The 25,081-nt window shown below is 67.5% G+C and carries 26 protein-coding genes; 12 read left to right on the forward strand and 14 right to left on the reverse strand.

The window, feature by feature from the left end; all coding sequences use genetic code 11:
* Position 1: 1 nt before the first annotated feature.
* The 5 genes from FHW94_RS02145 to FHW94_RS02165 all read right to left on the reverse strand — a co-directional run bounded on the left by FHW94_RS02145 (position 2) and on the right by FHW94_RS02165 (position 5,148).
* A complete protein-coding gene (locus FHW94_RS02145; protein ID WP_168554135.1) occupies positions 2 to 1,288 on the reverse strand; it encodes a pilus assembly protein CpaE in 1,287 nt (428 codons plus the stop codon).
* 1 nt (position 1,289) lies between these two features.
* Positions 1,290 to 1,955, reverse strand: coding sequence for a CpaD family pilus assembly protein (locus FHW94_RS02150; RefSeq protein WP_168554136.1), 666 nt, complete (start codon positions 1,953 to 1,955; stop codon positions 1,290 to 1,292).
* 50 nt (positions 1,956 to 2,005) lie between these two features.
* Positions 2,006 to 3,583: a type II and III secretion system protein family protein gene (locus FHW94_RS02155; RefSeq protein ID WP_246865850.1), complete on the reverse strand. Its 1,578-nt coding sequence runs from the start codon at positions 3,581 to 3,583 to the stop codon at positions 2,006 to 2,008.
* Position 3,584: 1 nt separating this feature from the next.
* Positions 3,585 to 4,610, reverse strand: coding sequence for a Flp pilus assembly protein CpaB (cpaB, locus tag FHW94_RS02160; RefSeq protein ID WP_168554137.1), 1,026 nt, complete (start codon positions 4,608 to 4,610; stop codon positions 3,585 to 3,587).
* Positions 4,611 to 4,674: 64 nt separating this feature from the next.
* Positions 4,675 to 5,148 (reverse strand): prepilin peptidase, encoded by a 474-nt coding sequence (locus FHW94_RS02165; protein ID WP_168554138.1) that lies wholly within the window; start codon positions 5,146 to 5,148, stop codon positions 4,675 to 4,677.
* Between the two features lie 100 nt (positions 5,149 to 5,248).
* Between FHW94_RS02165 and FHW94_RS02170 the strand changes: the two genes are divergently transcribed.
* Together FHW94_RS02170 and FHW94_RS02175 are read left to right on the forward strand one after the other, a co-directional pair.
* Positions 5,249 to 6,217: an alpha/beta hydrolase gene (locus tag FHW94_RS02170; RefSeq protein ID WP_168554139.1), complete on the forward strand. Its 969-nt coding sequence runs from the start codon at positions 5,249 to 5,251 to the stop codon at positions 6,215 to 6,217.
* A 34-nt stretch (positions 6,218 to 6,251) separates the two neighbouring features.
* Positions 6,252 to 7,367 carry an FAD-dependent oxidoreductase gene (locus FHW94_RS02175; RefSeq protein ID WP_168554140.1) on the forward strand — a complete coding sequence of 372 codons (1,116 nt, stop codon included), beginning with the start codon at positions 6,252 to 6,254 and terminating at the stop codon, positions 7,365 to 7,367.
* Positions 7,368 to 7,446: 79 nt separating this feature from the next.
* On the opposite strand, the gene FHW94_RS02180 is transcribed toward FHW94_RS02175, so the two are convergent.
* The 4 genes from FHW94_RS02180 to ispH form a co-directional block, all read right to left on the reverse strand.
* A complete protein-coding gene (locus FHW94_RS02180) occupies positions 7,447 to 7,947 on the reverse strand; it encodes a hypothetical protein (RefSeq protein ID WP_168554141.1) in 501 nt (166 codons plus the stop codon).
* A 139-nt stretch (positions 7,948 to 8,086) separates the two neighbouring features.
* Complete coding sequence (gene rnhA / locus FHW94_RS02185) at positions 8,087 to 8,518, reverse strand: ribonuclease HI (protein ID WP_168554142.1); 432 nt, start codon at positions 8,516 to 8,518, stop codon at positions 8,087 to 8,089.
* Complete coding sequence (thrB, locus tag FHW94_RS02190) at positions 8,515 to 9,513, reverse strand: homoserine kinase (RefSeq protein WP_168554143.1); 999 nt, start codon at positions 9,511 to 9,513, stop codon at positions 8,515 to 8,517. The genes rnhA and thrB overlap by 4 nt, the downstream gene beginning before the upstream one ends.
* Positions 9,514 to 9,525: 12 nt before the next feature.
* A complete protein-coding gene (ispH, locus tag FHW94_RS02195; RefSeq protein ID WP_168554144.1) occupies positions 9,526 to 10,515 on the reverse strand; it encodes a 4-hydroxy-3-methylbut-2-enyl diphosphate reductase in 990 nt (329 codons plus the stop codon).
* 186 nt (positions 10,516 to 10,701) lie between these two features.
* Here ispH and FHW94_RS02200 point away from each other — a divergent pair, with 186 nt between their 5' ends.
* Positions 10,702 to 11,376 (forward strand): hypothetical protein, encoded by a 675-nt coding sequence (locus FHW94_RS02200; RefSeq protein WP_168554145.1) that lies wholly within the window; start codon positions 10,702 to 10,704, stop codon positions 11,374 to 11,376.
* An 80-nt stretch (positions 11,377 to 11,456) separates the two neighbouring features.
* On the opposite strand, the gene lptD is transcribed toward FHW94_RS02200, so the two are convergent.
* Positions 11,457 to 13,697, reverse strand: coding sequence for an LPS assembly protein LptD (gene lptD, locus FHW94_RS02205; protein ID WP_246865851.1), 2,241 nt, complete (start codon positions 13,695 to 13,697; stop codon positions 11,457 to 11,459).
* Between the two features lie 210 nt (positions 13,698 to 13,907).
* Here lptD and FHW94_RS02210 point away from each other — a divergent pair, with 210 nt between their 5' ends.
* The 4 genes from FHW94_RS02210 (at position 13,908) to ndk (ending at position 16,576) form a co-directional block, all read left to right on the forward strand.
* A complete protein-coding gene (locus tag FHW94_RS02210) occupies positions 13,908 to 15,365 on the forward strand; it encodes a leucyl aminopeptidase (protein WP_168555409.1) in 1,458 nt (485 codons plus the stop codon).
* Positions 15,366 to 15,369: 4 nt separating this feature from the next.
* On the forward strand, positions 15,370 to 15,540 hold the full coding sequence (locus tag FHW94_RS02215; RefSeq protein WP_168554147.1) for a DUF2256 domain-containing protein: 171 nt from the start codon (positions 15,370 to 15,372) through the stop codon (positions 15,538 to 15,540).
* 97 nt (positions 15,541 to 15,637) lie between these two features.
* Positions 15,638 to 16,069 carry a DNA polymerase III subunit chi gene (locus FHW94_RS02220; RefSeq protein WP_168554148.1) on the forward strand — a complete coding sequence of 144 codons (432 nt, stop codon included), beginning with the start codon at positions 15,638 to 15,640 and terminating at the stop codon, positions 16,067 to 16,069.
* 84 nt (positions 16,070 to 16,153) lie between these two features.
* Complete coding sequence (gene ndk / locus FHW94_RS02225) at positions 16,154 to 16,576, forward strand: nucleoside-diphosphate kinase (RefSeq protein ID WP_168554149.1); 423 nt, start codon at positions 16,154 to 16,156, stop codon at positions 16,574 to 16,576.
* Positions 16,577 to 16,690: 114 nt separating this feature from the next.
* Here the strand turns inward: ndk and cls are convergent, their stop codons facing one another.
* The 4 genes from cls to purM all read right to left on the reverse strand — a co-directional run bounded on the left by cls (position 16,691) and on the right by purM (position 21,506).
* Positions 16,691 to 18,124, reverse strand: a complete 1,434-nt coding sequence (gene cls, locus FHW94_RS02230; protein ID WP_210425442.1) for a cardiolipin synthase — start codon at positions 18,122 to 18,124, stop codon at positions 16,691 to 16,693.
* A gap of 33 nt (positions 18,125 to 18,157) precedes the next feature.
* Entirely contained in the window at positions 18,158 to 19,312 is a 1,155-nt protein-coding gene (locus FHW94_RS02235; RefSeq protein ID WP_168554150.1) for an MFS transporter, read from the reverse strand.
* A 5-nt stretch (positions 19,313 to 19,317) separates the two neighbouring features.
* Positions 19,318 to 20,256 (reverse strand): phosphoribosylglycinamide formyltransferase, encoded by a 939-nt coding sequence (purN, locus tag FHW94_RS02240; protein WP_168554151.1) that lies wholly within the window; start codon positions 20,254 to 20,256, stop codon positions 19,318 to 19,320.
* Positions 20,257 to 20,399: 143 nt separating this feature from the next.
* A complete protein-coding gene (purM, locus tag FHW94_RS02245; protein WP_168554152.1) occupies positions 20,400 to 21,506 on the reverse strand; it encodes a phosphoribosylformylglycinamidine cyclo-ligase in 1,107 nt (368 codons plus the stop codon).
* Between the two features lie 84 nt (positions 21,507 to 21,590).
* Here purM and FHW94_RS02250 point away from each other — a divergent pair, with 84 nt between their 5' ends.
* The 5 genes from FHW94_RS02250 to FHW94_RS02270 all read left to right on the forward strand — a co-directional run bounded on the left by FHW94_RS02250 (position 21,591) and on the right by FHW94_RS02270 (position 25,012).
* On the forward strand, positions 21,591 to 22,886 hold the full coding sequence (locus FHW94_RS02250; RefSeq protein WP_246865852.1) for a heavy-metal-associated domain-containing protein: 1,296 nt from the start codon (positions 21,591 to 21,593) through the stop codon (positions 22,884 to 22,886).
* Positions 22,887 to 23,007: 121 nt separating this feature from the next.
* A complete protein-coding gene (locus tag FHW94_RS02255; protein ID WP_168554153.1) occupies positions 23,008 to 23,619 on the forward strand; it encodes an ATPase in 612 nt (203 codons plus the stop codon).
* Positions 23,620 to 23,650: 31 nt separating this feature from the next.
* Positions 23,651 to 24,337, forward strand: a complete 687-nt coding sequence (epsC, locus tag FHW94_RS02260) for a serine O-acetyltransferase EpsC (protein WP_168555411.1) — start codon at positions 23,651 to 23,653, stop codon at positions 24,335 to 24,337.
* 50 nt (positions 24,338 to 24,387) lie between these two features.
* Positions 24,388 to 24,711, forward strand: coding sequence for a DUF2794 domain-containing protein (locus tag FHW94_RS02265; protein ID WP_168555412.1), 324 nt, complete (start codon positions 24,388 to 24,390; stop codon positions 24,709 to 24,711).
* Between the two features lie 22 nt (positions 24,712 to 24,733).
* Entirely contained in the window at positions 24,734 to 25,012 is a 279-nt protein-coding gene (locus FHW94_RS02270) for a hypothetical protein (RefSeq protein WP_168554154.1), read from the forward strand.
* Positions 25,013 to 25,081: the final 69 nt, after the last annotated feature.

Consider the following 25,081-nt stretch of genomic DNA (forward strand, 5'->3'; position numbering starts at 1 on the left):
GTCAGGCCGGGGCGCCGGCCTTGGCCTTGCCGGGCTTGGCGTTGGGCAGCATCTTCTTGAGATCGAACTTGCCCAGTAGCGAGGCGCTCTTGGCCTTGGGCTTGGCCACGGCATCGTCGCTGTCATCGGAAAGCCGGGCAATGGCCTGGGCCACGTCCTTGATCGCCAGCGCGGCCTTGGCCGTGCGATTGGCGCCCAGGAAGGTTTGCCCAAGCTTGGCCGCGTTGGCCGCGGCCTTGGCGTCGAAAGGCACGATGTAGCCCAGCTTGCGCTCGATCGAGGATTCGAAATCGGCACGGCTGATTTCGCCCACCCCCTGCTGCACCTTGTTGGCGACCACGTGGATATGGGCGTGGCTGGCATTGGCCTTGAGCCAGGCAAGCAGGCGGATGGCATCGCGCGCACCGGCCAGGGTGAGTTCGGTGGCGAGCACCACCGCGTTCACATCAGACAGCAGGTGCGGGAAATTGATCAGCATGTTGCGCGGCATGTCGATCACGGTCATTTCGAACGCGTGGCGGAATTCTTCCTGCAACTGCACGAAGGCGCTGCCATCGGTCATCAGCGGCGCGGTGACCGGCGCTTCGGCCGAAAGGATCGCCAGGTGATCGTTGGCGCGGATCATCGCACGCTCGATGAACAGCCCGTCGATGCGGCTGGGGTTGTCGATCGCGTCGGTCAGGCCACGGCCCGGCTCCAGATCGAGCGTCAGCGCGCCGGTGCCGAAATGGACGTCCAGATCCAGCAGCGCGGTTGAGCGCTTGAAATCGGTGCTGAACGACCAGGCGAGCGAAGTGGCCAGCGTCGATGCGCCGACCCCGCCGCGCGTGCCCACCACGGCGGTGGTGACATGGCGCTTGGTGGCGCCGCCATCCTGGTTCTTGGGGGCGTTGAAGATGGCTTGCGCCTGGCTCAGCGCGTCGCGCACTTGCCCTACCGACAGCGGCTTGAGCAGGTAATCCTGGATGCCCGAGGCAACCAGATCGCGATAGAGCCGCACATCGTTGACCTGGCCAACCGCAATGACGACCGTGCCCGGCTCGCACACTTCGGCCAGGGCATTGATATCATTGAGCGGATCGCCGCTTTCCGACAGATCGACCATCAGGATCGCCGGGCTGGCGGTGATCGAGAGCGATTGCACGGCATTGCGCAGGCCGCCGCGCGCGCACTTTTCCGGCGCCCAGCCCATGTCGGCCGCCACGGCGCGCACCACGTCGAGCGCGGCGTCGTCGCACAGGAAGGCGGCAAAGATGTCGCGGTTGCCGGATTTCCAGGGTGCGGTCATGTCAATTGCTCCCCGAGTTGGACGTGTTGACCTTCTTGACCGTCGAACCGCCACCGCCGCTGGGCGCGGTTTCGCGATAGGCCTGGATTGCCTTGTTCGAGCTCATCACCGTGGTGCGTCCATCGCCGGTCTGGCCGTGGACGAGGTCTTCCTTGTTGGCGACCATTGCCGCGATGTTGGAATTGACCGCGCAGCCATAGTTGGTCGAGGTCGCGTTGCGCCCGTTGCCATCGTTGTGGGTAGACCAATCCGGGCAGCCCGGCACCGAGGCGGTGGTGCGCAGGATCACCAGGCGCGCCGTGCCGGGCGCCAGGTTTCCAGCCGTGACCGGCGCGGTATCGGCCAGCATCAGGCCGTGTGCGGAAAGCACCGCCTGCACTGCATCGCGCGTGGCCGGGGCCCCTTCCGGATCATCCAGCGCCACTTTGTCGCCATAGCCAAGGTCAAGCGATTCGAACCAGCCGGCGAGGCGCCGCTGCTCGCTCACCGGCACGCCGCCGCCGGGCAGGGTGTTGATGTCGAGCGTATAGCTCGAACGCTCCACCACCGGCTGGTGGACGCTGTAAAGCGAGGCATTGCTGGGCTGGCCGCCGACGCAGCCGGCCAGGGCCGTGGTCAACGCGGCGGCAAGAGCCAGACGGGCAGCGCGATTGCGAGGAGTGGACATGGCGTGGTTCCCAGTCTCGAAAAGGGTCACGAAGGCATTCGGGGCGGCGCTCACAGGCTGAAGCCCGGCTTGACGTCGGCGCTGGCCTGGCGGTTCTTGCCGCCCTGCGCGCCGCTGGCGTCACCCACCTTGGGCGAGGCCGGCGTGGCCTGCACGGTGCCTTCCTTTTCGGTGGGCATCGGCCGGGTTTCGCCGTTGGACGGCTTGCTTTCCTGGTTGCCCAGCACCTGCTGCAGCGCATCGGCGGCGCGGAAGCCGTCGGTGGGCAGCTTGATGTCCTTGGGGTCGTTCACCGGGCTGACCAGGAACGGCGTGACCACGATCACCAGCTCGGTCTCGCCCTTCTTGAACGAGGTGGAGCGGAACAGCGAACCCAGGATCGGCAGGTCACCGGCGCCGGGCAGCTTGGTGATGGTATTCTGCGCCGAATTGCTGAGCAGGCCGGCGATCATGAAGCTCTGGCCCGAACCCAGCTCCACCGTGGTTTCGGCGCGGCGTACCTTCAGTCCCGGGATCGAATAGCCGCTGATGGTGATCGACCCATCGGAAGACAGTTCCGACACTTCGGGCCGCACGCGCAGCGAAATCCGGCCATTGGCCAGCACCGTGGGCGTATAGGCCAGGCTGACACCGTACTTCTTGTATTCGATGCTGGTGGTGCCCAGGCCCTGCGACAAGGGAATGGGGAATTCGCCGCCGGCCAGGAACTCGGCGGTTTCGCCCGACAGCGCGGTGAGGTTCGGTTCGGCCAGCGTGTTGGCCAGGCCGATCGTTTCGCCCAGGTCCAGCGCGCCCAGCACATCCAGCCCGAACAGCTTGCCGTTGAGCGTCAGGCGGGTGCCGGTGGTGGCCGATGGCGAAACCGTGGTGGTGGTGGTGAGGGCGGTGTTCATGCCGGTAATCAGCGGGCCACCGGCCACATACTGCGTGGCCGCCGTGCCCTGGCCGATGCCGAACTTCATCCCGCTGGTGGTGTCGGCGCTTGCCCAGTTCATGCCGATGGCGCGGGTCAGCGTGCGGCTCACTTCGGCGATGCGCACCTGCAGCATGACCTGCAGCGGCGTCGCCATCTTCAGGCGGCTGATCACCTGCATCTTGTCGCCAACGAAGGCTTTCACCAGGCGTTCGGCCTCGGCGGCATCTTCGGGCGCGGTCACCGTGCCGGTGAGCAGCACGGTGCTGTTCATCGTGGCGGCCTGGATCTTGGCATCGGGCATGGCCAGGTGCAGCATCTGGTCCACGCTGTCGATATTGGTGCCCACGCGCACGTTGGCCGACCAGATCACGTCGCCCTTGGCGTTGCTGGCATAGACCGTGGTTTCGCCCGGCCCCTTGCCGAAAACATAGAGCTGGTTGGTGGATTTCACCTGCACGTCGGCGATCTTGTCATCGGCGACAAAGACATCGGCCATGCGCGAGGGCAGGGTGACGAGTTCGCCCCGGCCCAGGCCCACCGCGATCGAGCGCGCCGGGCTGGTGACGCTTTGTGCATGGGCGGCCTGGACGCCGGCCACGAGCGCCAGCGGGGTGGCCATGACCATGGCGGTGAGCAGCGCGGAGGAAATGCGGTTCGTCATGCTCTGGCCCTTGCTGGCAACTGGCTGGCGGTTGGAGAAAGCGGTGCTCATCTCACTGCGCTCCCACGCTGACGGTCACGGTGTCCTTGCCACGGGTGATGTTGACCACCGGGCCACGCGGACGGATCGGTGCCACCGGGCCGGCCATGGCCGCCGGGGCCGGGGCGGGCGGGGCGGTGAACCCGGCGCTGGCGCCGCCGTTCATCGGCGGCATGGACTTGCGCTGGAACCGCGAGACATCGCCACCGGTGGCAAAGCTGGTGCCGCCGTCGAGCGGGTGGGCCAGCGCCTGCTTCAGCAGCTTTTCCTCGTCCTGCGGCGTGGCGCCGGCCGGAACCTTGACATCGCCCGAGGCGATCGCCTGCTCCAGCTCGGCCGAATTGTCGGCCAGCGAGCGCAGCGAGAGGCTGAGCGTGCCGATGGTCTGCGCCACGGCGATCTTTTCGGCGATCTTGGGCGTCACTTCCACGGTCACGGTGCTGAACGCCTTGACCTTGGTCTTGCCTTCGACCTGCTCCTGCGTGGCAGACTGGTCGGTGGCGAGCACGCGCAAGTTGCGGATGATGGTTTCGGAGGCCTTGAGCGGCTGCGGGTCGTTGCCCTTGACGGTCTGCGTCAGCACCAGGTCGATATGGTCGCCGGGGAACACGAAGCCGGCGACGCCGGTGCGGGCGGAAACCGGAATGGTGACGGCACGCATGCCCGGCCCAAGCGCGGCGGCGAGGAAGCCACGGTCGCCCGGCGCCACCAGAGAACCCTGCGTGATCGGTTCGCCGGCGGTGATCGGATTGCGCACCACGGTGCCGAGCATCTTCTGCATGTCGGCCTCGCCTTCCAGGAAATAGGCGTCCTGCACCATTTCCTTGGGCCAGGCCTTGAACCCGATGGAGTCGGCGGTGATGATCGTGCCCACGGGCAGGGCGCGTTGCGCCACCAGCACCTTGGAGCCCATCTCCACCTTGGCTGCGGCAATCGCCTGGGGCGAGCCACCGCCACCCATCATGCTTCGGGCGGCCAGGGCCGTGCCGACCGCAACGATCAGCGCCCCCACCAGCAGCATCAGCTTTCTCTTGTCCATCGCCAGTTTATCCCGCCCTTACAGAATAGCCCGTAGCCATCCGACAAATTGGTTAAGATTGGCCTTAGCCAGCCGCCACGGCCTGAAGCGCCGCGCCATATGTGGTGCCAAGGACACACAGCCCCGCCGTGGCGATCGCCACGCCATAGGGGATCTTGAGGTGGTCCTTGCGGCGGCGCGTCACGTGCCACACGCCCATGGCGATGGTCAGCACGCCGCCCACCAGCGCCATGATCAGCAGCAGCTTGGCAAACAGCACCGGGCGCAGCCACAGCGCGAGCGCGGTGAGCAGCTTGACGTCTCCCCCGCCCATCATGCGCAGGGCAAAGAGCCCGGCCAGAACGACGAATGCGGCCAGCGCCACGCCCAGTTGCAGCGCCACGTCGGGCCACAGGTGCAGCCCGCAGGCCCACCAGTAGACCGGCGCCAGCGCGGCGATGCCGGCGTTGAGCCAGTTGTCGATCTGTCTGCGCCGAAGATCGGTGAACGCTGCAAACAGCAGCGCAATTGCCAACACTCCGGCCAATCCGTAAACCATGGAAATCCCCCTCGATGGGATGGGGATACCGGACAATCACTTACCAAACGGTAACCAAGCCAAGCGGCGGGATCGGGCGTGAAACAAGGCGTCGCAAGCAATGGTTAAGCATGTCTGGCAGGAATCCCGAGGGCGCGAGATCCCCGCTGGGGTGGCCGAATCGACCTGGGCGGCGGCCGATGGCACGCCCATCCGCCGGATCGACTGGCGACGCACCGAGGGGGCGCCCAGGGGATCGATCCTGTTTTTGCCCGGGCGTGGTGACTTTTATGAAAAGTATTTGGAAACGTTCGATTACTGGGCGTCTAAGGGCTGGTACGTAACCGCTGCCGACTGGCGCGGGCAGGCCGGCTCTGGCGGCCCGCCGCCGGGGCCGGCGGTGGGTGACATCGCCGATTTCTCGGTCTGGGTGGATGACCTGGCGCATCTTTACCAAGTGTGGCGGGCGCAGACCCCAGCGCCGCATGTCGTGGTCGGACATTCGATGGGCGGGCACCTGGTGTTGCGCACCCTGGCCGAGGGCCGAATCGATCCCTGCGCCACGGTGTTGAGTGCCCCGATGCTGGGCTTTGCCACTGTCCTGCCGCGCTGGGCGCAGCGAATCTATGCCGCGGTGATGAACCGCGTGGGCGATCCCGCGCGCCCGGCGTGGAAGACCAGCGAAAAGCCCGGCGCCCGTGCCGCGTTGCGCGCCAACCTGCTGACCCACGATGCCGCGCGCTATGCCGACGAACAGTGGTGGCGCGCGCAACGTCCGTGGCTGGCCTTGGGGCCGGCCAGCTGGCGCTGGTTGAAGAAGGCCAGCGAATCGTTCGACCTGCTCGATTCGCCGGGCGTGATGGAAGCGGTGAAAGGCCCGGTGCTGTTGCTGGCCACGCGCCATGATGCGCTGGTTTCATGGGGCGCGATCGCCCGCGCCGCGCGGCGTTTGCCCCATGCGCAACTGGCCGCCTGGGGGCGGGAAGGCCGCCATGAATTGCTGCGGGAAAGCGACGCGGTGCGCGATCGGGTGCTTGCCACGATCGACGAATTCCTGGAACGGGAAGCGCCGGCCCGGTCAAACCGATGACTTCGGGCGAATGAAGCAGTGGCAAGGCGCGAGCATGGACGAATTCGACATCGCGATCATCGGCGCTGGCATGGCCGGGGCCAGCCTGGCGGCGGAATGCGGCGCCCATGCGCGCGTCCTGCTGGTGGAGGCGGAAGACACGCCCGGCTATCACACCACCGGCCGGTCCGCCGCGTTCTGGGACGAAGTCTATGGCGGGCCAGCCGTGGTGCCGCTGACGCTCGCCTCGGGTAACTACCTCGCGGACAATGGCTTCCTGCAGCCGCGCGGCTCGCTGGTGATCGGCCGGGCCAGCGATCGCGTCGCGCTGGAAGGCTTCGTCGCGGAATATTCCGCGCTGGGCGCGCGGGTCGAACTGATGGCGCGCGCCGGCATGGTCGATCTGGTGCCGGGCCTGCGCCCCGACTGGTGCGTGGCGGCGTGGCAGCCGGGTTGCGCCGATATCGATGTGGCGGGCCTGCACCAGCATTACCTGGCGATGGCACGCCGCACCGGCAGCGTCGTGCGGTTGCGCGCGCGGGTCGACGCCCTGATGCGTGAGGGCGCCGGCTGGCGCATCGCATGGAACGCAGGTGGGCGCGAGGGCGCGGCCCGCGCGGGGCTGGTGGCCAACGCCGCCGGCGCCTGGGCCGATGATGTGGCGCGCCTGGCGGGGGCAGCGCCGCTGGGCATTGCCCCGTTGCGCCGCACCATCACGCAGTTGCGCGTCGATCCGCCGGTGCCCACCACCCTGCCGCTTACCTTCGGCCTCGCCGGAGACTTTTACTTCAAGCCGGCGGGTGATCGCCTGTGGCTGTCCCCCCACGATGAAACGCCCGACGTGGCGCACGATGTGGCGCCCGAGGAAATCGACGTGGCCCTGGCGATCGACCGGCTGGAACGGGTGGTCGATTGGCACATCGCGGCAGTGGAGCGGCGCTGGGCGGGCTTGCGCAGCTTCGCGCCCGATCGCGCGCCGGTCTATGGCTTCGATCCGCATGTGCCCGGCTTCTTCTGGTTTGCCGGGCAGGGCGGCTTTGGCATCCAGACCGCGCCCGCCGCGGCAAGGCTGGGGGCGCAACTCTTGCTGGGCCAACCGGCCGACGGCATGACTGCGGCGCTGGACCCGGCACGCTATGCCCCGGGGCGGCTGGCCATGGCCCAGGCCTGACACACGGCCGGCCGCCGGCGGCTATTGGCAGATGGTTATCCGGCAGGGTTAACAATGCCGCAGGGTTGGCGCTGGCCGCCTATTCCTTGATGCGCTTTTCCTTCACCCGCTTGTCGTGCAGCGGGGGGTGGCGCGGTGGCACGCGGCGCCATTGGCGCATCGGCACATCGACGGTGCGCGTGGTCGTGACCGTGCGGGTTTCGCCGCAGGGCTGGCACGCCGCGTTGCCCACCGGCACGGGCACCATCACCACGCCCGCCACGTAATAGCCCGGCGGCGCCGTCCACGCGCCGCTATAGACCGGCACCTGTCCCTGGTAGTAGGGCGCGGCGGGATAGCCCGGCGCTGGATAGGTGGCGATCGGCGCATTGCTGCACGCCGGGGGCCAGCCGTGCCGATCCGGTTCACCCGACGCCGTGCAGGGCGCGGGCGCCTGGCCATAGGGAACCATCATGGGTGGCAAGGGTACGGGTTGCACCGGCGGTGCCGGGGCTTCGGCGTGCCGCGCGAGGGCCGGCGCTGCCAGCGCGGCCAATCCGGCACAGGCCAACCCCAGGCGAACAGTGGCATGGCGAATCACGGCAAATCCCCCGGTTGCGGCCAGGCCGGAGCCGAGCCATCAACCAGGTGTTTACCATGATGCCGCGCCGCGCCAAAGCACGCCGCTGTCTGGCCGCAGCGCCGTTGGTGTCCCGAAACGGATCAGCCCCCAGTGTGCGTCACGCCGCGCGGGCGGCGTCGCTTGCCAGCTTGTCCACCCGCTCGTTTTCGGGATGGCCATCGTGCCCCTTGACCCAGACCCACTCGATCTTGTGCGGGCGTGCCGCTGCGACCAGCGCGCGCCACAGGTCTTCGTTCTTGACCGGCTTGTTGTCGGCGGTTTTCCAGCCGCGCTTCTGCCAGCCGAAGATCCACTTGGTGATGCCGTCGAGCACATACTTGCTGTCGGTGTGCAAGGTCACCTGGCAGGGCTGCGTCAGCGCTTCCAGCGCGCGGATCGCGGCCATCATTTCCATGCGGTTGTTGGTCGTCTCGCGCTCGGAACCGACCAGTTCCTTCTCGTGCTCGCCCATGCGCAGCAACGCGCCCCAGCCACCCTTGCCGGGATTGCCCTTGCAGGCGCCGTCGGTGAAGATCGCCACGTGCTTCATGCTGCAAACACGCCCGAATTGGCCGGATCGGCATAGAAGTGCAGCCGCCGGGCAAAGGCCATGGGATCCTTGCGCGTCACCAGGGCATCGGCCGGCGTGTTGAGCCAGTCATAGGCGCGGCTCATGGCAAAGCGCATGGCCGCCCCTTGCGCCAGGAGCGGCAGGGCCGCCCGTTCCTGGGCGGACAGCGTCCGCACGCTGGCATAGCCATCGAGCAGCGCCGCCGAAAGATCGGGGCGGAACGTCTCGCCGCTCGCGTCAAAGCACCACGCCGCATGCGTCACCGCCAGATCATAGGCGATCACGTCGTTGCAGGCGAAGTAGAAGTCGATCAGCCCGGTGACCGTTTCGCCCTGCATCAGCACGTTGTCGGGAAACAGATCGGCGTGGATCACGCCGCTGGGCAGGCCGGTGGGCCATTGCGCGGCCAGGCGCGGCAGATGATCGGCCACTGTCTGCGCCAGCGCCGGATCGATGCTGGCCAACCCTTCGGGCCCGCAGGCATCGGCCAGGCGCTGCCATTCGGCCAGCCCCATGCCATTGGCGCGGGTGGCGGGATAATCGGCGGCGGCATCGTGCAGGCTGGCCAGCGCTGCGCCCACCGCGCGGGCCTGGCCGGCGGTCGGCTCACCCAGCGAAACACCGGGCAGGAATTCGATCAGCGCCAGCGCGCGATCCCCCCGCGGCGTTTCGACCACGCGATAGAGATTGCCTGCGCCATCATGGATCGATCGCGGCACGGGACAACCCTTGGCCGCCAGATGATCGAGCAGGCCGAGGAAATAGGGCAGGTCGGCAATCTCGATGCGGAATTCATACATCGTGAGGATGTAGCGCGTGGTGCCCCCGGGCGTGGCGGTGTCGGCCGTCTCGATCAGCCAGTTGCTGTTCGATACGCCTTCGGCAATGCCCTTGGCGGAAACCAGGTCACCCAGGTGATAGGGCGCGAGCAGCGCGGCCATGTCCTCCGCGCCGAGGTGGGTATAGACAGCCATGGGTCAGGTCTTTCAGCCGATCAGTTGGCGGGGCAGCTTGAACACCATGTGCTCTTCAGCCGTGGTGATCGGCTCTTCGGCCACCTGGCGCCATTCGCCCAGCCGGGCGACCACTTCGCGCACCAGAACTTCGGGGGCAGAGGCGCCCGCCGTCAGCCCGAGGGTTTCCACCCCCTCCAGCCAGGCTGGATCGATCTCGCTCGCGCGCTGGATCAGCCGGGCGTTGGCGCCTTCGCGCTCCGCCACTTCGACCAGGCGCAGCGAATTGGAACTGTTGGGTGCGCCGATCACCAGCACCAGCTGGCAGCGCGGCGCGATCGCCTTGACCGCGGCCTGGCGATTGGACGTGGCATAGCAGATGTCTTCGGCGCGCGGGCCCACGATGCTGGGGAACCGGGCCTTGAGCGCGGCGACGATCTCGGCGGTGTCGTCCACCGAAAGGGTGGTCTGCGTCAGGAACGCCAGCGGCTTGTCGGCGGGGATGTCCAGCTTGGCCACGTCGTCCACCGTTTCCACCAGGGTCATGGCGCCTTCGGGCACCTGGCCCATCGTGCCGATCACTTCGGGATGGCCGCGATGGCCCACGAAGAGGATGTGCCGCCCCGCTTCCACCTTGCGTTCGGCCTGGCGATGCACCTTGCTCACCAGCGGGCAGGTGGCATCCAGCCAGTCCAGGCCGCGCTCGGTCGCGGCCACGGGCACCACCTTGGGCACGCCATGGGCGGAAAATACCACCGGCTTGCCATCGGGCACTTCGTCCAGTTCCTCCACGAACACCGCGCCCTTGGCCTTGAGGCTGTCGACCACGAAGCGGTTGTGCACGATTTCATGGCGAACATAGACCGGCGCGCCATAGCGGTCGATCGCGCGTTCCACGATCTCGATGGCGCGGTCCACCCCGGCGCAGAAGCCGCGCGGTGCAGCGATCAGGAGATGCAGCGGCGGCAGGCCCGTATCGGGCTGCGGGGTGCTGGTGGCGGATTCCGGAAAGGTGGAGTTCATGGCCATGCCCTTAGCAGCGCCAGACGCTCTCGTAAAACAAGCCTGCGTTTAAAACATCCCGGAAAACATGAAGGCCGTCCGGGCAGCGCCATTGCCCAAGCGGCATGGGCTGGGTAGAGGAGAGCGCTGTATTCGATCGGGCGGCGTCCCCTGCCGCCCGTGTTCGCGCCTAAGGAAGTTGCCCTGATGATCGCCAAGAGCCGCCGTCTCTCGCTTGCCAAGGCCGTGATCGGCACCACTGTGCTGGCAGCTGCCCTGGCCGGCTGCGCCAAGAACAAGGGCGAACTGGTGGTGGAAGATGGCGTCGGCGTGACGGCGCTGCGCACGGCCTGCCCGCTGGTGGAAATCCCGGAAATGACGGGCGACGTCACGCTGTTCAGCGCGCCCGGCCGCACCGATTCGCAGGGTATCGACCTGGTCGCCTCGATCACCAACTTGCGTTCCACCTGCGCGGAAGGCACCGATCCGGTGAACAGCGAGGCCACGTTCGACGTCCTCGCCCGCCGCACCGACACGCGCGGCGCCCGCCATGTCGAACTGCCCTATTTCTCGGTGGTGATGCGCGGCGGCACGGCCGTGGTGGCCAAGCGCCTGGGCACCGTGGCCCTGGACTTTGCCGATGGCCAGGACCGCGCCACGGGCCACGCCAAGGCCGCGGCCAGTGTCGATCGCGCCGCTGCCAGCCTGCCCGACGACGTGCGCCGCCGCCTGTCGCGCAAGCGCCGCGCGGGCGAGGCCGATGCCGCCGTCGATCCGCTCTCGCTGCCCGAAGTGAAGAAGGCTATCGCCTCGGCCACGTTCGAGCATCTCATCGGCTTCCAGCTCAGCGCCGCCCAGCTGGAATACAACGCGCGCCGTTGAGGCGTTTGCTGGTGCTGACATAAAAGTCCCCTCCTCTTCGGAGGAGGGGTTGGGGGCGGTAGCAACCTAGCGCTGCAACCTCAGCGCGAACCCAGCCCGCGCAGCGAAACGCTGAACAGGAACGAGTTGCCGGCCGTGGCGTCACCCGTCGTCACGTAATCGCGCTTCCACGTCACCGACAGGTCGAAGCAATCGTCGGTATAGGCAACGCCCACGCGGTGGCGCAGCATCTGGAACCCGTCCGATCCATAAGTCGGATCGTCGGCCTTGGTGGTGAGGTTGACCACGCCCGAGGCGAAGACCGAGAAGTAATGGGCAAAGCCCACGCGCGCGGCAGCGCGCAGTTCTTCGCGATCGCGCAGATCCTCGAACGTGATCGGAATGTTACGGTTCAGCCGCAGATAGCCGATTTCGGCATAGGTGCGATGATCGCCGATCGTTGCGTCGATCTCGTTGCGGCGCAGGACGAAGTTGTCCTTGTCCAGGCGATAGCGATGCGTGAACTGGATGATGTCCTTGATGCGCAGGTCGGTGCGGCCCACGATATCGGACAGGCGATCTGACAGGCCGGTGCCCGGCGGCAGCAGGCTCTGCTCTTCCGACAGGCGATAGCTTTGCCCAACGGTCGATGAAATGCGCCAGCCCGGCCGGGTCAGCTGCCAGTCAAAGCCATAGGTCACGCGCACGCCGTCTTCATAGCGGTCATAGCCGTTGAACCGGTTGAGCGAGAACAGGTTGGATTCGTCAAGGTCTGCCGCGCGCGAATCCTCGTTGGGGATCGAGGTGTTGCGCACATGGGGCGTGGCCACCAGTTGCACGCGCGGGGTCAGCACCTGGCTGCCGCCGAACAGGGCGCCCACCAACGGCCATTTCACGTCGATCGCGGCCGTTGCGATGCCGCGCGCCTGCCACCCGGCCACGCCGCGGTAAAGGTCCACCGTGGTCAGGGCATTGGCATCGCTGTGATAGACATCGCCGCGCACCAGCGCGGTAAACGTCACTTCCTGGCCCATGCGGGTGATCGTGCGCAGGTCCCACTGCGCGCGGGCAAAGGCGCGCTGGGTATCCTGGCCGGCGGACCGGCTGATCGCCAGGGTATTGGCTTCCAGTTCCAGATGGCCGCCGATGCCCGGCGTGGCGATGCGATAGCGCCAGTCGAGCGCGGGCAGCGCGATCGGTACCTGGCCCTGCTCGTCGCCCACGCGCAGCGTCTGCACCGCCCAGCCGGCCAGGCTGAAATAGCTGTCGTCGCCAATGCGCTCAAGGTTGATCGAGGAACGCAGCCGGTCATCGCGGCTGATGTCATAGCGGCGCAGGAACGTGCGGTCGCTGGCATAGCGGCCATAGGCGGTCAGGCTCCAGTTCTCGTCGAACTGCAGCTTGCCATTGGCTTCCAGGTAGCCGCGCCATTGGCTGGTGCCCACGCCCGAACCTGCGTCGATCGCCGAATAGACCGGAATGGCCGAGGACCGCGTGAGATAGCCGGTGATCTGGAACGCCCCGATCCCGGTCAACTGGCGATAGGTGCCCGACAGCATCGGCAAGGCGCCGGTATAGACATGGCCGGTCACCGACAGGTCCTTGTTATCGGCGATGCGCCAATAGAAAGTGTCGGCAAATTCCACCCCGTTGGCGGCGGTGGAGCGGATATCGGGGATCAGCAGGCCGGTTTCGGCGCGGAAATCGCTGGTATGCGCAAGGCCCGGCAGGGGCAGCAGCGGAATGCCGAACACACGCAGGGTCGCGCCGGAATAGCGCACCTTCTTGGTCTTCTCGTTCCACGTCACCTTGACGGCGGTGACTTCCCAGCTCGGCTTCTTGGGGCAGCCTTCCTCGTTTTCCACCGCGCAGCCCGAAAACGCTGCGTCGTGCAAGGTGAGGTTGCCATTGCCGTCGCGCGTGCCCTCGCGCGCGGCCAGGCGCCCGCCTTCGCGCAGCACCACCAGCAGGTCCTGCATGGCGCCGGCTTTCAACTCGTCGGTCAGCTCCACCTTGTCGGTGTAAAGCACGTTGCCGCCTTCATCGACGGCGCGAATATTGCCCTGCGCCTCGATCTTGCCGGTCTTGCGGTTCCACGTCACGGCGTCGGCGCGCACGGTCTGCTCGTCGCGCCGCAGCACGACATTGCCGGTCGCGGTCACCACGTCGGGATCGCTGGCATATTGCAGCTTGTCTGCCTCGAACCGCACTTCATCGCTTTGGGCGGTATCGGCCGCTGTCCCCGTGCCGGTACCGGCGCCAGGCGCGGCGGCTGGCGGCGTGCCCGCAGGGGCATCTTGCGCCTGCGCCGGCAAAGCCCAAACGCTTGCGCCAAGCCCCATGGCCCCGGCCAGCAAGGCACTGCGGGCGCTGCCAAGCGGCAGGCAACGGGAAAAATGGCGCCGATTTCGAGCAAGGAAGGGGGCGGAAAGCGGCTTAGCGGGGGACATGCGGTTGCCTATCGCATTGGTCGGTCTTAACTGCAAACCCACAATTGCAGCCGGGTTTCCCTTGCGGGCAACCTGTTGCCGCTTTCGGACAGGAGTTTGATGATGAACATCGTATTTGCCCCCAGCCGAACCGATCTGCCGCGCCTGGTGGGGCGGATCGTGGGCGAGGGGCCGCTGCCCGAAGGCACGCCCGCCCTGGTAGCAGAGGCCGCCGCCGCCGCGCGCTTTGCCGGCAAGCCTGGCCAGACGTTCGAAGCTTTCGTCGCCGGCCAGGCCGGTCTGGCACGCCTGGCCTTTGCCGGGGCGGGTGACCTGTCGGCCGCAGGCCGCCGCGCCGCGCTCGAACGGGCAGCCGGGGCGCTCGTCGCCAAGTACCTCACGTCGGGCGAGGAAGCGCTGGCGATCGACTTTGCCGACAGCGGCCTTTCGGCCCAGGACGCGGCCGCCGTGCTGCTCGCCGCGCGGCTGCGCTCGTGGCAGTACCTGGTCTATCGCACCCGCCTGAAGGACGAGCAGAAGCCCTCGCTCAAGACGATCGTGGCGCTGTCCGCGCCGGAAGGCACGGAAAGCGTGTGGGACATCGAAAGCGCCGTGGCCGAAGGGGTGGAATTCACCCGCGAGCTGGTCACCGAGCCGGCCAACGTGATCTATCCCGAAAGCTTCGTCGCCCGCTGCCAGGAGCGCCTGGCCGGCACCGGCGTGGAAATCGTCGTGCTCGATGAAAAGCAGATGGCCGAGCTGGGCATGGGCGCGCTGCTGGGCGTGGCGCAGGGCTCGGTCAAGACGCCGCGCCTGCTCGCCATGCGCTGGAAGGGCAAGGCCGGTGCCCGTCCCACCGCGTTTGTCGGCAAAGGCGTGTGCTTTGACACCGGCGGGATCAGCATCAAGCCCGCCGCCGGGATGGAAGACATGAAGTGGGACATGGGCGGGGCAGCTGCCGTTGCCGGCACCATGCTCACCCTGGCACGGCGCAAGGCAGAGGCCGACGTGATCGGCGTGTGCGGCCTGGTGGAAAACATGCCCGACGGCAATGCCCAGCGCCCCGGTGACGTGGTCACCAGCATGAACGGCCAGACGATCGAAGTGATCAACACCGACGCCGAAGGCCGCCTGGTGCTGTGCGATGCGCTGACCTGGGTGCAGAAGGAATACCAGCCGGCCACGATCGTGGACCTGGCGACCCTGACCGGCGCGATCATCATTTCGCTGGGTCACGAGCACGCCGGGATGTTTGCCAACGACGATCTGCTGGCAAGCCAGCTCGATGCCGCGGGCAAAGCCTGTGGCGACACGCTGTGGCGCATGCCGATCGGCCCGGCCTATGACAAGCTGATCGACAGCCCGATTGCCGACATGAAGAACGTGGGGCCGCGTTATGGCGGGTCGATCACGGCGGCGCAGTTCCTCGCGCGCTTCATCGACAAGGGCGTGGCCTGGGCGCACCTCGACATCGCCGGCACGGTGTGGATCGACAAGGCCGGCGCCACGCACGACAAGGGCGCCACCGGCTTTGGCGTGCGCCTGCTCGACCGCTACGTGCGCGACGTGCTGGAAGCCTGAACCCATGCCCAGGATGCGGCGCAAGTCTGACCTGCCAAGCAAGACCTGCGCCGCATGCGGCCTGCCGTTCACCTGGCGCAAGAAATGGGAGCGGGACTGGGACAATGTGAAGTATTGTTCCGACCGCTGCCGGGGGAGCGCCAAGCGTCCACCACCCCCCAACCCCCTCCTCTGAAGAGGAGGGGGAGAGCAACTGCCTGAAAGCCCCCTCCTTTTCAGAGGAGAGGGTTGGGGGTGGTGCGGAACCAAGCACGGCCTCAAAGGATCAACCCATGCGCGTCGATTTCTACCAGTTGTCCCGCGATCCGGCCGAACTGGTCGTGCCGCTGATCGCGCGCAACACGCTGGGCGCGGGGGAGCGGCTGCTCGTGGTTTCGGAAGACGATGCGCAACTCGAGCGCATCGGCGAGGCGTTGTGGACGCGTCTGCCCGATACGTTCCTGGCCAATGGCCGCGCCGGGGGCGCGCACGATGCGCGCCAGCCGATCCTGCTCTCCACGGCGGTGGAGCCGGCCAATGGCGCGCAGTTCGTGGCGCTGGCCGATGGCGGCTGGCGCGAGAGCGAAGCGGCGCGCGTGTTCCTGCTGTTCCCGCCCGACCGCATCGACGAAGCGCGCGCCACCTGGCGCCTGCTGGGCACGCGCGAGGGGGTAGAACGCAAGTATTGGCGCCAGGATGGCGGCAAGTGGCGCGAAGGACCGTAAGTTTTGCCCCGCGCCTTGCGGATGCAGCCCATTCCGGCTAGGGGCGCGCCCAAAGCAACGCCCACCTTTGCAAGGAATGCAACCATGGCGGTTACCCGCACCTTTTCGATCATCAAGCCCGATGCCACCCGCCGCAACCTGACCGGCGCGGTCACCAAGATGCTGGAAGAAGCCGGCCTGCGCGTCGTCGCGTCCAAGCGCATCCAGATGACCCAGGAACAGGCCGAAGGCTTCTATGGCGTGCACCGCGAACGCCCGTTCTTCGGTGACCTGGTCTCGTTCATGACCAGCGGCCCCGTGGTCGTCCAGGTTCTGGAAGGCGAAGACGCCGTGAAGCGCAACCGCGACATCATGGGCGCCACCAACCCGGCCAATGCCGATGCCGGCACGATCCGCAAGGAACTGGCCGAATCGATCGAAGCCAACACCGTCCACGGCTCGGACTCGGAAGAAAACGCCGCGATCGAAATCGCGTTCTTCTTCAAGCCCGAAGAAATCGTCGGCTAACCAGCCGATTCTCCCCCTCGCAAAGAGGGAGTGGGACCGCCGCGCCGCGGTGATGGAGGGGGCAGGACCCCAAGCAAAAAACCTCCCGCCGTTGGGTCGGGAGGTTTTTTGTTGTCACAGCAGCGGGCTCATCATCGCCAGCAGGTTGCGCCACAGCCGTTTGACCAGCGGCGTGCGCGCCGCCATGTCCGGGGTGATCGCTCTGCTCTGTGCCAGCCATTCGCGTTGCCGCGCGGCCAGGGCGCGGGCGAGGTCGGCATCGGCGAACAGGATGTTGTTTTCGAAATTCAGCTCGAAACTGCGCCGGTCCAGGTTGGCCGAGCCAATGATGCCGGCACTGTCATCGGCCACCATGGTCTTGGCGTGGAGTAAGCCGGGCTCGAACTCAAAGATCGCGACGCCCGCTTCCAGCAACGAGGGGTAGGAACTGCGGCTGGCCGCGGCCACGAAGCGGCTATCATTGCGGCGCGGCACGATCAGCGTCACGGCCACGCCGCGCCGGCCGGCGCTGACCAGGGCAGACAGCACTTGTTCGCCCGGCACGAAATAGGGCGTGGTGATCGTCAGGCTGCGCCGCGCGGCATGGATCAGCGCGGCAAAGCAGGCGTTCATCGCGCCATAGGCCACGGTCGGCCCCGTGCCGATGGCCTGGGCCACGATCCCGTCCGCGCCAGGGGGCAGGGGGGCTGCGAGCAGGGCAAACAGATCGTCGCCTCCTTCGGCCATCCAGTCTGCGGCAAACAGGAACTGCCACTGCCGCGCGATCGGGCCTTCCCAGCGGGTCATCACGTCAACCCAGGGGGCAAAGCGCGGCTTGATGCGAAATTCGGGATCGGCGGCGTTCTGGCTGCCGCACCAGGCGATGGCGTTGTCCACGATCAGCGCCTTGCGGTGGTTGCGCAAGTCCACCCGCCCACGGATCAGGGTCCAGGCGAGGTTGCCCACTGGCAGTGCCTCGCGCGCGTCCACACCCGCGCTGCGCATGGCTTGCCAATGGGCCGAGCGCAGGAAGCGTCGCGAACCCAGGGCATCGGCCAGCACGCGCACCGCCACGCCGCGCTGGCCGGCGCGGATCAGCGCCTGTGCCAGGGCGGCGCCGCTGTCATCGTCCAGCCAGATATAGAAGCACACGTGCACGCTTGCCTGTGCGGCATCGATATCGGCGATCATCCCGGCAATTGCGGCGCGATTGTCGGCCGCCAGCGTGGCGCTGTTGCCGGTGGTGGCGGAAAGCCCGTTGACCGCCGCGGCCAGGGCAAAGGATGGTTGCCACGGGGTGGCCGCAACGGTGGCCGGCCCGGCCGGATCGGCCGGCGGGCGCGGCAGGGCGGCTTCCACGGCCAGGCCATGCAGCCTTCGGCGGCGGATCAGGCGGGTATCGCCCCACAGGATATAGGCGGGAATGCCCAGGCCGGGCAGCACCATGACCACCACCAGCCAGGCCAGGCGCGAGGCCGGATCGCGGTGCGGCCGCAGCACCACCCGCAAGAGCGTGGCCGCTTCGGCCAGGGTGGCCAAGGCCAGGAAGATCCAGTGATAAATGGTCACGGCGGGCTTCGTCCCACCCCCGCGCCGGTTTGTCTAGGCCGCAAGTCCTTGGCGGCCATACCACAATGCCAGCATGCGCCAGATCGCCGCCACGGCCAGGAGGCCGAGCAGGATCGGCACTTGAAAGCCGGCGCCCGCTTCGAGCAGGCCGGCCGCGATCAGGCAGGCGAGCGAACAGCCCAGGTCCCACCCGCCTTCGGTGGCCATGTTGAAGCGCAGCGTGCACGACGATGCGCGCGCCATGGCATAGAGCGGGGCAAGCATGGCGGTGGCCGCCATCGGGGTGACCAATGCGCCCAACGCCGTCGCGCCCACGGCGGCGAGCGGCGTGGCAAAGGCCAGGGCCTTGGCCGCGAGTGCCAGGATCGCCGCGCCATAGGCCAGCGCGAGCGAATGCAGCGGCCGCCCGCCATCGATCAGGTGGCCGATCAGCAGGCTGCCTGCCGCCGCGGCCACGCCGGCCACGGCTATCGCCCCGCCAAAAGCGTCGAAATGCTCACCCAGGGTAACAAACAGCGCCAGGTTCCAGATCACCGTGGCGCAGCCGGCATGAAACCCTTCGGACAGATAGAGCCGCCGGGCAAAGACCGTCAGCGGCCGGTTCAGCGTGGCCTCGCGCGCTACACCCGGATTGGGCGCGCCGATCAACGGCAGCACGGCCGCCAGTTGCACCAGCGCGATCGCGCCAAAGCCGGTTAGCGGGCCGGCGCGGGCGATGAGCAGCCCGCCCACCAGCGGTGCAACGATGCCCACCACCGCGGTAGTTGCCTGCTGGATCGAAACCTGCCGCCCACCCCGCGCACCATCGGCGAGCGCGGAAACAAAGCTGTGCCAGCCGGTCCAATAGAGCACGCTGCCCAGCCCGGTGACCACGATGAACAGAGCCAGCATTCCTGCCGCGGGCACGGGCCCGGCGCCCGGCACGAAAGGCAGCAGCAGGAAGCTCACCGCCCGCACCAGCACGCCGATCAACACCACGGTGCGCAAACCCGCGCGCCAGGCCAGCGGCAGGACCAGCCCACGCAGGGCAAAGCGCGCGAGCAGCGTGCCGGCAAAGGCGGCCAGCGCCATGCCATGGGAAAAGCCCTGCGCCACCAGGAAGCCGGCGATGAACAGCCCGCCGCTCGATTCAACAAACGATTGCAGTCCCACGTGCAGATAGACGCGGCGCATCGGATCGGCGGCCATGGTGCTTAGAACTCCAGCATCGCGGCGAGGCGGCGCGGCGCGACGGCGGCCCAGCTGCGCTGCAGCCAGGCGGCGATGTCGTCCCAGTCCACGTCGCCTTGATCGAGCCGGATGGCGATCCAGCCATCGCCGAAATAGGCGGGGCGATAAAACCGCGCGGGGTCGTTCTCGATCAGTTGCGCCTGTTCTTCCACGCCGCTGATCTTGACCAGCAGGGCCACGCGCCCATCGCCATGATGGTTGCCGCTGACATAGGCGAACTTCTTGCCCTTGATCACGCCAAAGCAGGCCATGCCATGGCTCGAAACTTCGTCGGCCTCGGGCAGGGCCATGGCGCGTTCGCGCACTTGCTGCGCCAGCCAGTCAGCGCTGGTTTCGAGGCTGACAAGCTGTTCCAGGCAGCGCGAATAGAGCTGGTGTTCGGCAAACAGCACGCGCGCGGCCAGGGTTTCGGGCGTGTCGCCCGGCAGGATCGCCACGCGCGTCTGCCCCAGGATCGGCCCATCGTCCAGCTCGGGGGTGACCAGGTGCACGGTGCAGCCACCGTGGCTGTCCCCGGCGGCAATCGCGCGTTCGTGGGTGTGCAGCCCCTTGTAGAGCGGCAGCAGCGAGGGGTGGATGTTGAGCATGCGCCCATCCCACCGCGCCACGAATTCGGGGGAAAGGATGCGCATGTAGCCGGCCAGCGCGATATAGCGCGCGCCCGCCGCCACGACTTGCGCTTCCATCAGCGCGTCGTGCTCGGCACGGGGCACGCCCTTGTGCGGCAGGGCAAAGGTGGGCACGCCTTCGGCCGCGGCCAGGGCCAACCCCTTGGCTGCCGGATCGTTGGAAAGCACCAGCGCGATCTCGTAAGGGCAGTCTGCGGCGCGGCTGGCATAGAGCAGGGCGGCCATGTTGGTGCCGCTGCCCGAAATGAAGACCGCTACCTTTGCCTTGGCCACTTTGTTCAATCCTTGGCACGCTACGTGGGAACTTGGCCCTTCGACAGGCTCAGGGCGAACGGAAGTTGGGGGAATAGCCCCACCTTATCCACCCCCGCTCGGGCTGAGCTTGTCGAAGCCCCCAAACCCCAAGGCCCAACGCCTCAACCGATATGCACCGCTTCCCACGGCTCGCGGGCAGACCAGGCTTCGGCGCTGCCGAACACGGTGCAGCCCTTGTCGCCTTCCACCACGGTGCCGATGGTAAACACGGTTTCGCCCGCCGCGGCCAGATCGGCGGCCAGGCTTTCCGCTTCACCCGCTTCCACCGCCAGCACCATGCCGATGCCGCAGTTGAAGGTGCGCGCCATTTCGCCCGGCTCGATATGGCCCTGCGCCTGCAGGAATGCCATTAGGCGCGGCTGTTCCCAGGCATCGGCATCGATCCGCGCATGCAGGCCCTTGGGCAGCACGCGGGGCACGTTTTCCAGCAGGCCGCCGCCGGTGATGTGGGCCAGGGCGTTGATCCGGCCCGAACGGATGAACGGCAGCAGCGTCTTGACGTAGATGCGCGTCGGCTCGATCAGCACGTCGATCAGCAGGCGTTCGTTGTCGAACAGGGCGGGACGATCCAGCTTCCAGCCCTTGTCGGCGGCCAGGCGCCGCACCAGCGAATAGCCGTTGGAATGCACGCCCGACGAGGCGAGGCCGAGCAGCACGTTGCCGGCCGCCACCTTGTCACCGGTCAGTTGCTCGCCGCGCTCCACCGCGCCCACGCAGAAACCGGCAAGGTCATAGTCGCCATCGGCATACATGCCCGGCATTTCAGCGGTTTCTCCGCCGATCAGCGCGCAGCCCGCCAGCTTGCAACCATCGGCAATGCCGGCCACGACTCGCTCCGCAACGCCGTTGTCCAGCCGGCCGGTGGCGAAATAATCCAGGAAGAACAGCGGTTCGGCGCCCTGCACGATCAGGTCGTTGACGCACATGGCGACAAGATCGATGCCGATCGCATCGTGGCGGTCATGATCGATCGCCAGCTTGACCTTGGTGCCCACGCCATCGTTGCCGGCCACCAGCAGCGGGTCTTTGTATCCCGCCGCCTTGAGATCGAAAAAGCCGCCGAATCCGCCCAGTTCAGCGTCGGCGCCGGGGCGTGCGGTGGCTTTGGCAAGCGGGCCGATGGCCTTTACCAAGGCGTTGCCGGCGGCGATGTTGACGCCTGCCTGTTCGTAGGAATAGCTCTGGGGCTTGGAAGTGTCGTTGGCCATGATGATCGGCGCCTAGCCGTTTCCGACTTGGATTTCCACTTGCCTTTGGGCAAAAGCGCCCGGCACCCTTTGTCCGGAGTTCCCTTGGCCGTTCTGCGCCTGTCTTTCCCGCCCCGCCTGTCTCGCTCATGGTTGACGCTGGGCGCCGCCGGTGCCGCGACGGCCGCCCTCGCCGTTCTGGTCGGGCCGCAGATCGTGGCGCAGATCGCGGGCGATCGCGGCATCGCGCCCATTGCCAGCACCGGCGATTTCGAAGTGAGCGGGATCGCGGTGAACGTGCAGGGCACCTCCGCCGCCGATGCCCGCGCCAAGGGATGGCAGGAAGCCGAAAAGCTGGCCTGGCAGAAACTTTGGAAAACCAATGGCCTGGGCGGCGGAGAGGCGCCCGCGCTCGATCCCGCGACACTGGACGGCATGGTTGCCGCCGTCGTGGTGGAGCAGGAGCAGATCGGCCCGCATCGCTATATCGCGCGGCTGGGCGTCACGTTTGATCGCGCCCGCACCGGTGGATATCTTGGCATGCATGGCCAGGTCGCGCGCTCCGCGCCCTTGCTGATCATTCCCGTGCTTTACGAAGGCGGCGTCGCCTCGGTCTATGAAACGCGCACGCCCTGGCAGCGCGCCTGGGCCGAATTCCACACCGGCGAAAGCGCGATCGACTATGTGCGCCCTAACGGTGGCGGCGCCGATTCGCTGCTGCTGACCGAAGGCCAACTCACCCGCCGCAGCCGCAACTGGTGGCGCCTGGTGCTGGATGAATTCGGCGCGGCCGACGTGATCATGCCGATCGCGCGGCTGACGCGGGAATTTCCCGGCGGGCCGATCCACGGCACGTTCACCGCGCGCCATGGGCCCGACAACCGCTTTATCGGCCAGTTCGAATTGACCGCGCCCAGCGATGACCAGTTGCCGCAGATGCTGGCCGATGCCGTGCATCGCCTGGACGCGCTTTACACCCAGGCCCTGCAACAAGGGGCACTGGCGCCCGATCCTTCGCTCAACATGGCGCCCCAGCTCGATCCCAAGCTGATCAACCAGATTCTCGATTCGCTGGGCCCGGTGCGCCAGGCCACGCCCGGCGCCGCGCCGGTGGCCGGCGTGCCCGTGCCCGGCGCTCCCGCGGCGGCGCCAGGCGCCGGCGCGCCTGCCACCTTCACCGTGCAGGTGGCGACGGCCGATGGCGCCGCACTCGATGCCGGGCTTGCCGCCGTGCGCGGCGTGGCCGGCGTCCAGGGCGCGGCGACCACCAGCGTGGCGATCGGCGGCACATCGGTCCTGCGCGTCACGTTTGCTGGCGATCTGGAAGGTTTGGCCGCCGGCCTGCGCGCGCAAGGGTGGAAAGTCACCCAGGGCGCCAACGCGCTATCGATCCGCAAATAGGCGGTTATCCCCGCCCAAGATCCCGCGATCCACAGGGTAGCCCCCAGATTCGGCCCCCAAAGCGCAGGATCGCGGTGGTCTTGCCGTTCCCTTCACGTTCCCGTGTTCCTATATGCCACCCATGACAAGCCAGATTGCCCTTCCTCTTTCCCCTGTCCACGGGGCCGAAAACATCGTGGTTGGCCCCTCGTTGCAGCCGGTGATCGATGGCCTGGTTGCGGCCCATGACTGGCCTTATCGCAGCTGCATCCTTTCCGGCCCGGCGCGCTCGGGCAAAAGCCTGCTGGCCCGCTGGTTCGAAAGTTCCGGGCTGGGCGATGCGCTCGATGGCGCCGATCGCCTGCCCGAAGACGATGTGTTCCATGCCTGGAACCGCGCCCAGGCCAGCGGCCGGCCGCTGCTGCTGGTCAACGATGCCGGGCCGGGCCAATGGCGGGTCAAACTGCCCGATCTGGCTTCGCGCCTGGGCGGGTCGATGGCCCTGACCATTCCGCCGCCCGATGAAGAGCTGCTGGTCCAACTGCTTGAAGAGCATGCGGCACGGCGCGGCCTGGCGCTGGGCGATGCGGCGTTGGCGTTCCTGCTGCCCCGGATCGAGCGCAGCCATGCCGCCGCGCAGACCGTGGTCGAAACCATCGACCGCCTCAGCCTGGAGCGCAAGGCACCGGTCACCACCGCGCTGGTGCGCGATGCCTTGGCCCAGGTGCAGGGCCCGGACAAGGTTGAGGATTGACCGATGGTGGCGCGATGAGGAACGTGGCATGATGCTTTCCGGCCTGATCGCCTATCTCGATTCCATTCGCGCCCGCGATCCGGCGCCGCGTTCGCGCTGGGAAATCCTGCTCTACCCCGGTCTTTGGGCCGTGGCGCTGCACCGCGTGGCGCACTGGCTGTTTGAAGGGCGGATGTTTTTCCTGGCGCGGCTGGTCAATCACGTCTCGCGCTTTCTGACCGGGATCGACATCCATCCCGGCGCCACGATCGGCCGGCGGCTGTTCATCGACCACGGCTTTTCCGTGATCGGGGAAACCGCGCAGATCGGTGACGATGTCACGATCTACCAATGCGTCACCCTGGGTGGCACGAACCCGACCAATGGCGTTGCCGGCAAGCGGCATCCCACCCTGGCCGATGGCGTGATCGTGGGGTCTGGCGCGCAGATCCTGGGGCCGATCACCGTCGGCATCGGCGCGCGCGTGGGTGCCAATGCTGTGGTTACCGAAGACGTGGCGCCGGGCACCACGATGGTTGGCTGGAAATCGCGCCCCACCGACGTGCCGATGGCCGATTGGCTGCGCGATTTCCTGCCTTATGGCACGCCCTGCGCGGAGCCGGTTGCAGAGCCGCTTTCGGCCGCCGATGCGGCGCGGATCGCCGTGCTGGAGGCTGAAGTGGCGGCGCTCAAGGCACAAGTGGCAGCGCTGCTGGCCCAGCGCACGGTGACGCCCTGAGCGCGCCCGTCAACGGACCGGGCGACGCGCCGGGGAATGTGGTGCCGCTGATGCCGGCCATGCGCGCGGCGGCCCAGGTGGCGTTCGACCGGCTGGAACTGCTGCGCATCCTCGATCTTTATGGCCGCATGGTGGCGGCGGGGCTGTGGCGCGACTATGCGATGGATTTCGGCAAGGAAGCGGCCAGTTTCTCCGCCTTTCGGCGCACGGCCGAGCGGCCCACTGCCCGCATCGAAAAGCGTCCCGCTCTGCGCGGACGCCAGGGCATGTGGGCGCTCTATGGCGAAGCGGGCCAGGTTCTCAAGCGCGGGCACGAACTGGCCGGCGTGCTGTCCCCGCTCGAGCGCCGCCTGCTCAAGCTGGTGGAGGACTAGCGCCGTCCTGGGGCTGGCCCCGATGCTGACTATGCTCGCAGCCTGTCAGCAGGCTCCGGCGGCGCGCCAGCGGGCCGAGCACGAACAGCCGGTGCTGCGCGTGCTCTATCGCGATGGACACGACAGCATGCTGCGCACCCTGCCGCGCGACGGGGGCCCCGCGCCCGACGACGAATGCCATGCCGCCTTGCTCATCGACGGGCAGACCGGCGCGGCGCGGCGCCTTTCGCGCGCCGAAGCGGACGCCCGCACGGCAACCATGCAACTGGCTGGGGCCACGCCGGGAACCTGTCCCGGATAGGGAAAGCGCCGGATACCCTGCTTACCAAAGCCTTGCAGCGGGCACGCTATGCCCCCTGGTGAAAGGCAG

The organism is Novosphingobium sp. SG720 (genome assembly GCF_012275365.1).
Classification (GTDB): Bacteria; Pseudomonadota; Alphaproteobacteria; order Sphingomonadales; family Sphingomonadaceae; genus Novosphingobium; species Novosphingobium rhizosphaerae.

Bases quoted from the DNA above. Each gene is read 5' to 3' on its own strand.
- FHW94_RS02145 (WP_168554135.1), bottom strand. From the start codon at position 1,288: ATGACCGCACCCTGGAAATCCGGCAACCGCGACATCTTTGCCGCCTTC.
- FHW94_RS02150 (WP_168554136.1), bottom strand. From the start codon at position 1,955: ATGTCCACTCCTCGCAATCGCGCTGCCCGTCTGGCTCTTGCCGCCGCG.
- FHW94_RS02155 (WP_246865850.1), bottom strand. From the start codon at position 3,583: ATGAGCACCGCTTTCTCCAACCGCCAGCCAGTTGCCAGCAAGGGCCAG.
- cpaB (WP_168554137.1), bottom strand. From the start codon at position 4,610: ATGGACAAGAGAAAGCTGATGCTGCTGGTGGGGGCGCTGATCGTTGCG.
- FHW94_RS02165 (WP_168554138.1), bottom strand. From the start codon at position 5,148: ATGGTTTACGGATTGGCCGGAGTGTTGGCAATTGCGCTGCTGTTTGCA.
- FHW94_RS02170 (WP_168554139.1), top strand. From the start codon at position 5,249: ATGGTTAAGCATGTCTGGCAGGAATCCCGAGGGCGCGAGATCCCCGCT.
- FHW94_RS02175 (WP_168554140.1), top strand. From the start codon at position 6,252: ATGGACGAATTCGACATCGCGATCATCGGCGCTGGCATGGCCGGGGCC.
- rnhA (WP_168554142.1), bottom strand. From the start codon at position 8,518: ATGAAGCACGTGGCGATCTTCACCGACGGCGCCTGCAAGGGCAATCCC.
- thrB (WP_168554143.1), bottom strand. From the start codon at position 9,513: ATGGCTGTCTATACCCACCTCGGCGCGGAGGACATGGCCGCGCTGCTC.
- ispH (WP_168554144.1), bottom strand. From the start codon at position 10,515: ATGAACTCCACCTTTCCGGAATCCGCCACCAGCACCCCGCAGCCCGAT.
- FHW94_RS02200 (WP_168554145.1), top strand. From the start codon at position 10,702: ATGATCGCCAAGAGCCGCCGTCTCTCGCTTGCCAAGGCCGTGATCGGC.
- lptD (WP_246865851.1), bottom strand. From the start codon at position 13,697: ATGGGGCTTGGCGCAAGCGTTTGGGCTTTGCCGGCGCAGGCGCAAGAT.
- FHW94_RS02210 (WP_168555409.1), top strand. From the start codon at position 13,908: ATGAACATCGTATTTGCCCCCAGCCGAACCGATCTGCCGCGCCTGGTG.
- FHW94_RS02215 (WP_168554147.1), top strand. From the start codon at position 15,370: ATGCCCAGGATGCGGCGCAAGTCTGACCTGCCAAGCAAGACCTGCGCC.
- FHW94_RS02220 (WP_168554148.1), top strand. From the start codon at position 15,638: ATGCGCGTCGATTTCTACCAGTTGTCCCGCGATCCGGCCGAACTGGTC.
- ndk (WP_168554149.1), top strand. From the start codon at position 16,154: ATGGCGGTTACCCGCACCTTTTCGATCATCAAGCCCGATGCCACCCGC.
- FHW94_RS02235 (WP_168554150.1), bottom strand. From the start codon at position 19,312: ATGGCCGCCGATCCGATGCGCCGCGTCTATCTGCACGTGGGACTGCAA.
- purM (WP_168554152.1), bottom strand. From the start codon at position 21,506: ATGGCCAACGACACTTCCAAGCCCCAGAGCTATTCCTACGAACAGGCA.
- FHW94_RS02255 (WP_168554153.1), top strand. From the start codon at position 23,008: ATGACAAGCCAGATTGCCCTTCCTCTTTCCCCTGTCCACGGGGCCGAA.
- epsC (WP_168555411.1), top strand. From the start codon at position 23,651: ATGCTTTCCGGCCTGATCGCCTATCTCGATTCCATTCGCGCCCGCGAT.
- FHW94_RS02265 (WP_168555412.1), top strand. From the start codon at position 24,388: ATGCCGGCCATGCGCGCGGCGGCCCAGGTGGCGTTCGACCGGCTGGAA.
- FHW94_RS02270 (WP_168554154.1), top strand. From the start codon at position 24,734: ATGCTGACTATGCTCGCAGCCTGTCAGCAGGCTCCGGCGGCGCGCCAG.